Origin of the sequence: Vibrio sp. V39_P1S14PM300 (assembly GCF_009904765.1) — a bacterium.
In the GTDB taxonomy this organism is placed as follows: Bacteria; Pseudomonadota; Gammaproteobacteria; order Enterobacterales; family Vibrionaceae; genus Vibrio; species Vibrio proteolyticus.
Window position 1 is genome coordinate 1 of sequence record NZ_WXWP01000371.1, and the last position, 9,262, is coordinate 9,262.

Below are 9,262 nucleotides of genomic sequence, written 5' to 3' on the forward strand. Positions count from 1 at the left end.
CAAATGAGAAACCAGCAACACCGATTGCGGCTGCTCCACTTCGATCAGGGCGCACAAGTAGTCAAAGACCAGATCCGACTGACCATATGGCGTGATGTCTTCACTGGTGCTAATGGCAGACGTTTTAAACATCGGCTGAATTTGCTGCCAGGTTTGCTGAGCGCGCAAATATGGACTGATCAGTACCTTATCAAACTCGGTGATGCCCTGCTCATTGCAGGCTCTGGCTACCGCGACCGATTCGCTTATGCCGCGCGTGGTCAACGCTCTTTCTGCGTCACTGGCGGCAAAATGTTCTGCTTCGCCGTGGCGCATAATGAAGATTTTCACTCTCAATTCCTACTACTATCAACAGGCAGTCAGCACTGTGCGTTATTTGTTATCATTCACGGCTTAACTGGCCGCTTATAAAAATAATTATATCAAGTGCCTTGCCAAAGACTTCGACTTTCTTAACAATCTTTTAAACAGAGCACAGACAAAGCATAAATAATCCAAAAGTGCTCCACTTTCTCTGACCAAGTGTTTGCAGCACACTTATTCAGGGTCATACTTACTTAAATGCTTCAACTCTGGAGAGCACCTGTGCATCTTAGCCCCAACGATAACAATCAATATCGCTACCTAACTCTGGCGAATGGCCTAAGAGTGCTTGTGATCCAAGACGTACACGCACAAAAGTCTGCCGCTGCACTGGCCGTGAATGTTGGCCATTTTGATGATCCCGCAGACCGGCAAGGTCTGGCTCATTATCTGGAGCATATGCTGTTTCTGGGCACGGAAAAATACCCCAAAGTAGGCGAATTTCAAAGCTATATCAGCCAGCACGGTGGTAGCAATAACGCCTGGACAGGTACTGAACATACGTGCTTTTTTTTCGATATAACACCCAATGGTTTCGAAAAAGGGCTGGATCGCTTTGCTCAGTTTTTCAGCGCGCCGCTGTTTAACGAAGAAGCCCTCGACAAAGAGCGTCAGGCGGTTGACTCTGAATACAAATTAAAGTTGAACGATGACTCTCGTCGTCTTTATCAAGTGCAAAAGGCCACCATCAATCCGGACCATCCGTTCAGCAAGTTCTCGGTGGGCAACCTCGAAACTCTGGATGACCGCAATGGGAAATCGATTCGCCAGGAAGTCGTCAGCTTCCACGCCCGTCAATATTCGGCTGACCTGATGACCCTCACGCTGGTAGGCCCGCAGTCTCTTGATGAACTACAACACTGGGCAGAAGAGAAGTTCTGCGCCATCGCTAACAACCAGCTAAAGAGCAAACAGATTGAGCAGCCCTACCTAAAAAATAAGCAGAACCGCTTGTGGATTAACGTAGAGCCACTTAAAGACCTGCGTAAGTTGGTGCTCACCTTCACTTTCCCGGGCATGGATAAGTATTATCAGACCAAGCCCCTGTCCTACTTCGCACATTTACTCGGCTATGAAGGCGAAGGCAGCCTGATGCTGGCGCTGAAAAACGAAGGCTGGATCAATGCGCTGTCCGCTGGTGGCGGAGCCAGTGGCAGCAATTACCGGGAATTCAATGTCAGTTGCGCGCTGACCCCATCAGGGCTCCAGCATACTGACGAGATCATCGAAGCTGTGTTTGCTTACATTGCACTGATCAAAGAACAGGGCTTTGACGAATGGCGTTATCGGGAGAAACAAGCCGTGCTGGAGTCGGCTTTTCGTTTTCAGGAGCCCACTCGCCCTCTGGATCTGGCCAGCCACCTTGTGATCAACATGCAACACTACGCCGCTGACGACACCATCTACGGCGATTACATGATGGCCGGTTATCAGCCGGAAGTTCTGCGCGAACTGGCGAGCTACTTCTCGCCAGAAAACTTACGCGTCACCCTGGTAACCAAGGGCTTAGCATGCGATCAACATGCAGAGTGGTATTTTACGCCGTATTCCGTCCGCTCCCTCACTGCAGTACAGTTACAGCGCTATCACGCCGCTCAGACTCAACTCGACTTGGCGCTGCCCCCGAAAAACCCGTTTATTTGCTACGATCTCGACCCCAAATCACTCGATGGCGAACAGTCGGTACCAAGCATCATTGAAGAGCAGGATGGCTTTCGTCTCTGGCATCTTCAGGATGCGACCTTCCGGGTACCCAAAGGCGTCGTGTATGTGGCCATCGACAGCCCTACCGCCGTGGCCACTGCGCGCAACATTGTAATGACACGCTTGTGTGTGGAAATGTTCCTCGACTCGTTAGCGAAAGAGACGTATCAGGCAGAAATCGCGGGGATGGGCTATAACATGTACGCCCACCAAGGCGGCGTGACGCTGACCATTTCCGGCTTCAGCGAAAAGCAGCCCCAGCTACTGCAAATGATTTTAGAGCGCTTTGCCAAGCGTGAATTCAGCCACCAGCGTTACCAGTCGATAAAACAACAGTTGCTGCGCAACTGGCGTAACTCCGCCCAAGATCGTCCCATATCCCAGCTATTTAATGCCATGACTGGTATCCTCCAGCCTAATAACCCACCGTACGCGGTGCTGGTGGATGAGCTGGAAACCATCGAAGTGGACGAGTTACCAGTATTCGTCGATTCCATTCTCGCAAATCTGCATGTCGAGATGTTCGTTTACGGTGACTGGCGCCAGCAGGAAGCTCTGACGCTGGGAGAAACCCTCAAAGACGCTTTACGAGTCAAAAACCAGCGTTATCAGGAAGCTCTGCGCCCTCTGGTGATGCTGGGCGATACCGGAACATATCAAAAAGAAGTGCTGTGCGATCAGGAAGATTCCGCCATCGTACTCTACTATCAGTGTGACACCACCGATCCGCATAGCATCGCGCTCTATTCGCTGGCCAATCATCTGATGTCGGCCACCTTCTTCCATGAAATCCGGACCAAACAGCAGCTCGGCTACATGGTCGGCACCGGCAATATGCCACTCAACCGTCATCCGGGGATCGTGCTGTACGTTCAGTCGCCCAATGCCGCTCCGGCAGAGTTGTTAAAAGCCATGGATGAATTTCTCAATGCATTTTATATGGTGTTGCTGGAGTTGAATGACTACCAATGGCACAGCAGTAAACGCGGATTATGGAATCAAATCGCCACACCGGACACCACTTTACGTGGCCGGGCTCAGCGGCTATGGGTGGCGATCGGCAATAAAGATCGAGGCTTTGATCAGCGTGAAAAAGTATTGGATGAGTTAAAAGAACTGAGTCGCAGCGACATGATCCGTTTTGTGGTCAACGAGCTGAAACCACGCACAGCGAATCGTCTGATCATGCATACCCAAGGCAATGCACACAGTGAATCTGCCCCTCTGGTTGTGGGGCAGGAAATCGGCTCAATCGAAGAATTTCAGCTCAGACCGAAAGACGTCGAACTGGGTTAAACCTCTTGCTCTGAGGCCACTATCGCTTTCAGTGAGTGCGGGTGGAGTTTGATGCACACGCCGTTCCACTTAAACGCGACGGTCGGGTTGTTGAGACGTTCGCCGTCGCCTTTTGGGCTGGACAACTTAACTTTGATGCCATGCTCACTCAAGTGCGGCCATTGTGCCGCCAATTGGGGAAACTGGCTTTGGATATCGGCCAGGTATTGTTCCGCAGTGTGCGCATCGGACGGAATCACAAACTCGACATGCTCCCAGCTTTGTTGAGGGTAGATTTTCCCCGGGGCCGGATATGGCAGTTCCAGACACTCAAATGACCAGTTTTTCGCCTGCAGTGGCGCAGTAAATTCAATCACGATGATCGGACGGCCATTAATCTTAGCCTGAGAGATAACTTTCCCCTCTTTTTGCCACTCCTGATGCGCCAGTTTAGCAAGTTCAGTGTGGTTGATACGCAGAGCAATATGGTCCGCCTGAAATGGGCTCAAATCTATATGCAAAATATCGCTTAGATGCTGAATTTTATGCATAAAACTTTCAAGGCTCGCCTTCATTTGTTCAGGCATCAACTCTGCTTCCAACAGTAAATCTGACATTTTCTACCGTCCAAAATATTGATTTTGCCGCAATACTATCAAGTTATCGCTGAAAAGTAGAAAAATTCCCATTTCACTCTCTATAAGAGGCGCAATAATCTTGGTATCATGTGCGCCAAATTATGAACTTTATTGAGATATGCATTCAGCCAACTTCGGTGAATAAAATGCATACCAACCAATTCCCAAGAATTGAAGGAAGCGCGTGTGAATATCCAAGCACTTATTAATGACAAAGTATCTCAGGCTCTGGAAGCCGCTGGTGCACCGGCAGGCAGTCCTGCAGCAGTGCGTCAATCAGCAAAGCCACAATTCGGTGACTATCAGGCAAATGGCGTGATGGGCGTGGCGAAGAAGCTAGGCACAAACCCGCGAGAATTTGCACAGAAAGTACTGGATGTTCTGGATCTGGACGGCATTGCCAGCAAAACAGAAATCGCCGGCCCTGGTTTTATCAACATTTTCCTCAGCGAAGAGTTTCTGGCTAAGCAAGCGGACGCCGCTCTGGCAGACAGCCGTCTTGGTGTCACCAAAGAAGCACAAAAAACCATCGTTGCGGACTACTCAGCGCCAAACGTTGCAAAAGAAATGCACGTGGGTCACCTGCGCTCAACCATCATCGGTGATGCGGTTGTTCGTACCCTTGAGTTTTTGGGCCACAAAGTCATTCGTGCCAACCACATCGGTGACTGGGGCACACAGTTCGGTATGTTGATCGCGAACCTTGAACGTGTACAACAGGAATCGGGCGAAGTTTCGATGGAACTGGCGGATCTGGAAGGCTTCTACCGTGAATCGAAGAAATTGTATGACGAAGACGAAGCCTTTGCCGCCAAAGCACGTAATTACGTAGTCAAACTGCAAAGTGGCGATGCGTACTGTGCAGAAATGTGGAAAAAGCTGGTTGATGTCACCATGGAACAAAACCAGCGTAACTACGACCGTCTGAACGTTTCTCTGACTCGTGCCGACGTGATGGGCGAAAGCATGTACAACGACATGCTGCCAGGTATCGTTGCCGACCTGAAAGAAAAAGGCCTGGCACAAGAAGACGACGGCGCGCAAGTCGTGTTCCTGGACGAATACAAAAACAAAGACGGCGAGCCAATGGGTGTGATCATCCAGAAGCGCGACGGAGGTTTCCTTTACACCACCACCGACATCGCCTGTGCGAAATACCGCTACGAAACGCTGGGCGCTGACCGCGTGTTGTACTTCATTGACTCACGTCAGCATCAGCACCTGATGCAAGCATGGACTATCGTTCGTAAAGCGGGTTACGTGCCTGATGAAGTCACGCTGGAACACCATGCATTCGGTATGATGCTGGGTAAAGACGGCCGTCCTTTCAAAACGCGTGCTGGCGGCACCGTCCGTTTGGCGGATCTGCTAGATGAAGCCCAAGAGCGTGCCATCAAGCTGATCGAAAGCAAAAATCCGGATCTAGATGCGGAAGAGAAAAACAACATTGCGACCACGGTGGCTATGGCAGCAGTCAAATACGCGGATCTCTCGAAACACCGCACCACCGACTACATTTTCGATTGGGATCACATGCTGGCATTTGAAGGCAACACTGCCCCATACATGCAGTATGCTTACACTCGCGTGGCGTCTATTTTTGCCAAAGCCGGCATTGCCATGGATGATCTGCAGGGCGACATCACCATCAGTGAAGAGAAAGAAAAAGCGCTGATCGCGAAGTTGCTTCAGTTTGAAGAAGCGGTTCAATCCGTTGCTCGTGAAGGTCAGCCACACATTATGTGTAGCTACCTGTTTGAACTGGCTGGTCAGTTCTCAAGCTTCTACGAAGCCTGCCCGATCCTGAGTGCCGAAGATGAGAGCGTGAAGCAGAGCCGTCTGAAACTAGCGGCACTGACAGCGAAGACCATCAAGCAAGGTCTGGCACTGCTGGGCATCAATACGCTGGATCGTATGTAATCCGATCACCGCAATACCAATAAGACAAAGGTTGGCAGTATAAGCCAACCTTTCTTTTATCTAACCGTAAGGAACCTTAAGCATGAGTTTCGAACTTCATCCCCAGTTAGCCAACGATACGACCGTGATCGGCCATTTTCCTCTCTGCGTGGCGCTGCTGCACAAAGACAGCGCAGTACCCTGGGTTATTTTGGTGCCTAAACGCGCTCAGTTAAAAGAACTTCACCACCTTCCAATGCAAGAGCAACACCAGTTTTTGCTTGAATCACAGGCCGTCAGCCAGGCGCTCGAAGCGATTTTCCAGCCGGACAAACTCAACTTAGGTGCCCTTGGGAATATGGTGCCTCAACTGCACATCCACCATATTGCGCGCTTTAAAAACGACATCGCCTGGCCTGGACCGCTATGGGGTAACACCCAGGGTGAGTTTCGTGACGAAGCAGAGCAACAGGCGATGCTGATCCGAATCCAGAACGTGTTGTCACTCAGCTCCATGTTCAGCAAAGCGTAATCCACGCATCATCAATAAAAAACGCTCCGGTTGAGGAGCGTTTTTTTATTGGATTACAGTTTGACCGTCAAAGATAAACCGTCCGGTCGATTCACCGAGTAACGGACCCGGGTAACATGCTCCGCACGATTCGTATCGATCGTGCGTGAAATGATCCCCTTACGTATCCAGACCGTCAACATGGCATCCACACCATCTTCGCTGAGCGCAAAACGCTTGGCCAGTTCTTTGCGCGATGCACTACCCTGCTGTTCGATGTACCGCTTCAGCTCAGACAAAATCATGCCACAGGCACCTCAGTCAACGCCTGCTGCGAACGCCCTTGGCGTTTCAGGCTGACATACACCAATGCACTGCCGCCGATAACAATGGTAATCCAAATGGTACTTTGTATCGGTGTTTCGGTGAGCATTGAGGCCTGGTAGTACAAGGTCGCCCCAGCGTAGGCCAACCCCATGGTCCAGACGGCAATAAAGCGGGCATACTTGTGACCAAACTCACGAACGTATGCCCCCATGGCCGCAACACAAGGCGTGTAAAGCAAAATGAAAATCAAATACGCAAACGCGGCATGACCACTGGCAAAGTGCGCTTTAAGATTGCCGAAGATGGACGCATCCACTTCCTGATCCTGTGCCACACTCTGACTGTCACTCAAATCGCCAACTTCAATACCCAGCGGATCACTGAAGCTCAGGTCGCTCAGGTTTTGTGGAATCGACCATGCCGCCTCTTTGAGGCTGGCAGCCAAATCGAACTCAGCGTCCTCATCTGTCGGCGCGCTATAAAGGTTGTTCAGTGTTCCCACGACCGCTTCTTTGGCGAAAATACCAGTAATGATCCCGACAGTCGCTGGCCAGTTGTCATGGTTGACCCCTATTGGAGCAAAAACAGGCGTGACCACCTGAGCAGCTTTAGACAGCATTGAATTTTCACTGTCCTGGTTGCCAAAACTGCCATCGGTACCCACAGAGTTGAGAAAGCTGAGGATTGTCACTACCACCACGATGGTTTTGCCGGCCCCCAGAACAAACCGCTTCAGTTTTTGCCAGGTTTTGATCATCACATTCTGCATAGTCGGCAGTTCGTAATCTGGCATTTCCATCAACAAACTGTCACTGTCCCCCGGATAAAGCGTTTTTTTCAGAACCCAGCCAGTCAACACCGCCGCCGCAATCCCCAGCAGATAAAGGGCAAACACGATGTTCTGACCACTTTGTGGGAAAAAAGCCGCAGCAAACAGCGCGTACACAGGCAAACGTGCACCACACGACATGAAGGGAGCCATCGACGCCGCCAACTTACGTTCGCGCTCCTGATCGAGAGTCCGGGTTGCCATGATCGCTGGCACGTTGCACCCAAACCCGAGGACCAAAGGGACGAAAGCTTTGCCCGGCAGGCCTATTTTCTGCATAACCTTGTCCAGTACAAATGCGGCACGGGACATGTAGCCGGAGCTCTCCAGAATCGCCAGGAACAGGTACAGACAGGCGATGACTGGGATGAAGGTTGCCACCGTTTGAATCCCCCCACCGACACCGTCAGCGATCAATGTAACCAACCACACCGGTAGATGCCCGTCGAGCAAGTGATGCCCACCATCCACCAACAAGGCACCGACACCAATATCGAAAAAGTCGATAAAAGCACTACCGATATTGATCGAGAACATGAACATCAGATACATAACCACAAAAAAGAACGGCACACCGATCCATTTGTTGAGAATGATCCGATCCGCTTTCTCGGTGAAACTGTGGCTCAGCTTTCCTTCGCTGCGGCGTACCCGCTTACACTGCTCATGTAAAAAGGTGTATTTGGTATCGGCAACGTGGAGATCGATATCAAGTTCCGTCGCCAACTGAGCCGCTTGAATCCGCTCACGCTTCGGCTGGGGGAGAGGATTAATCACTAACCGGTCGTTTTCCAGCGCGCGCACCGCCAGTGCTCTGGCAGCAACCGTCTGCTCTTCAAACAGTGGGGCAACCTGTGCGATAGCACGCTCAAACGTCTCAGCGTAATTCAGCGTCAGCTCTTTGAGGGCCACTCCCTGCACCAGAGTTTTATGCAGTTTCTCTTTAAACCGCAACACCTGCCCCTTGTTGTTGGCAGACAAAGAGAACACCGGACAGCCCAGAACTTTCTCCAGCGCTTTAATATCAATGACCTGCCGCTCACGCTTCAGCGCGTCCATCTTATTCAGTACCACCACCATCGGGCGGCCCAACTCACGAAGCTGAAGTGTCATGTATAAACTGCGCTCGAGGCAGGTCGCGTCCACCACATTGATGATCAGATCTGCCGGATGGGTCAATACCGCACGTGAGGCAATCGACTCATCAATGCTGTTACCATCATTGCCACTGTCGAGCGCGTAAATACCTGGCAAGTCAGTTAACAAAAAATCATCACCCGAATGGTTGTAGCGTCCGGTTTTCTTTTCGACAGTCACACCCGCCCAGTTACCGACTTGCTGCTTTGCGCCAGTCAGACCATTGAACAGAGTAGTTTTACCGCTATTAGGGTTACCGACGGTCAAAATCTGGTATTGCATATCAGCTCTCCACCTCAATCGCATTCGCTATTTTTTCACGCACAGCCAAAGAGACACCCCGCACTTCAACCTGCAACGGGTCACCCATCGGTGCACGGCGCACCAGTTTAACGTCAGTGTTGGGCAACAGGCCCATCACCATGAGTTTCTTGCGAATCTCGCCAGACAACTGGTCCAGAGCCACAATCGTGGCACTCTCACCTTGTTTTAATTCAGACAATTTCATGGGTTAGCTCAAGTGGTAATGAGAAATATTTTTATTCATGCTATCAAAAATACACGTAGATAACCTTAGTG

8 protein-coding genes are annotated in these 9,262 nt (G+C 50.8%); 3 read left to right on the top strand and 5 right to left on the bottom strand.

The window, feature by feature from the left end; translation table 11 throughout:
• Positions 1-330, bottom strand: a 330-nt coding sequence (sixA, locus tag CAG65_RS19345; RefSeq protein ID WP_161454670.1) for a phosphohistidine phosphatase SixA, incomplete at its 3' end; no start/stop codon positions are given.
• Positions 331-585: 255 nt separating this feature from the next.
• Between sixA and CAG65_RS19350 the strand changes: the two genes are divergently transcribed.
• Positions 586-3,363, top strand: coding sequence for an insulinase family protein (locus CAG65_RS19350; protein ID WP_161454671.1), 2,778 nt, complete (start codon positions 586-588; stop codon positions 3,361-3,363).
• Here CAG65_RS19350 and CAG65_RS19355 read toward each other — a convergent pair.
• Positions 3,360-3,959: a VOC family protein gene (locus CAG65_RS19355; protein WP_021703878.1), complete on the bottom strand. Its 600-nt coding sequence runs from the start codon at positions 3,957-3,959 to the stop codon at positions 3,360-3,362. The genes CAG65_RS19350 and CAG65_RS19355 overlap by 4 nt on opposite strands.
• A 207-nt stretch (positions 3,960-4,166) precedes the next feature.
• Here CAG65_RS19355 and argS point away from each other — a divergent pair, with 207 nt between their 5' ends.
• On the top strand, positions 4,167-5,900 hold the full coding sequence (gene argS / locus CAG65_RS19360) for an arginine--tRNA ligase (protein ID WP_161454672.1): 1,734 nt from the start codon (positions 4,167-4,169) through the stop codon (positions 5,898-5,900).
• A gap of 82 nt (positions 5,901-5,982) precedes the next feature.
• A complete protein-coding gene (locus CAG65_RS19365) occupies positions 5,983-6,411 on the top strand; it encodes an HIT family protein (RefSeq protein ID WP_161454673.1) in 429 nt (142 codons plus the stop codon).
• A 53-nt stretch (positions 6,412-6,464) separates the two neighbouring features.
• On the opposite strand, the gene CAG65_RS19370 is transcribed toward CAG65_RS19365, so the two are convergent.
• The 3 genes from CAG65_RS19370 to CAG65_RS19380 are packed head-to-tail and all read right to left on the bottom strand — an operon-like array spanning position 6,465 to position 9,191.
• Positions 6,465-6,695, bottom strand: coding sequence for a FeoC-like transcriptional regulator (locus CAG65_RS19370; protein ID WP_021703875.1), 231 nt, complete (start codon positions 6,693-6,695; stop codon positions 6,465-6,467).
• Positions 6,692-8,965, bottom strand: coding sequence for a Fe(2+) transporter permease subunit FeoB (gene feoB / locus CAG65_RS19375; RefSeq protein ID WP_161454674.1), 2,274 nt, complete (start codon positions 8,963-8,965; stop codon positions 6,692-6,694). The genes CAG65_RS19370 and feoB overlap by 4 nt, the downstream gene beginning before the upstream one ends.
• Position 8,966: 1 nt before the next feature.
• Positions 8,967-9,191 carry a FeoA family protein gene (locus tag CAG65_RS19380; protein WP_021703873.1) on the bottom strand — a complete coding sequence of 75 codons (225 nt, stop codon included), beginning with the start codon at positions 9,189-9,191 and terminating at the stop codon, positions 8,967-8,969.
• Between the last annotated feature and the right edge of the window lie 71 nt (positions 9,192-9,262).

Bases quoted from the DNA above. Each gene is read 5' to 3' on its own strand.
- CAG65_RS19355 (WP_021703878.1), bottom strand. From the start codon at position 3,959: ATGTCAGATTTACTGTTGGAAGCAGAGTTGATGCCTGAACAAATGAAG.
- CAG65_RS19365 (WP_161454673.1), top strand. From the start codon at position 5,983: ATGAGTTTCGAACTTCATCCCCAGTTAGCCAACGATACGACCGTGATC.
- CAG65_RS19370 (WP_021703875.1), bottom strand. From the start codon at position 6,695: ATGATTTTGTCTGAGCTGAAGCGGTACATCGAACAGCAGGGTAGTGCA.
- feoB (WP_161454674.1), bottom strand. From the start codon at position 8,965: ATGCAATACCAGATTTTGACCGTCGGTAACCCTAATAGCGGTAAAACT.
- CAG65_RS19380 (WP_021703873.1), bottom strand. From the start codon at position 9,191: ATGAAATTGTCTGAATTAAAACAAGGTGAGAGTGCCACGATTGTGGCT.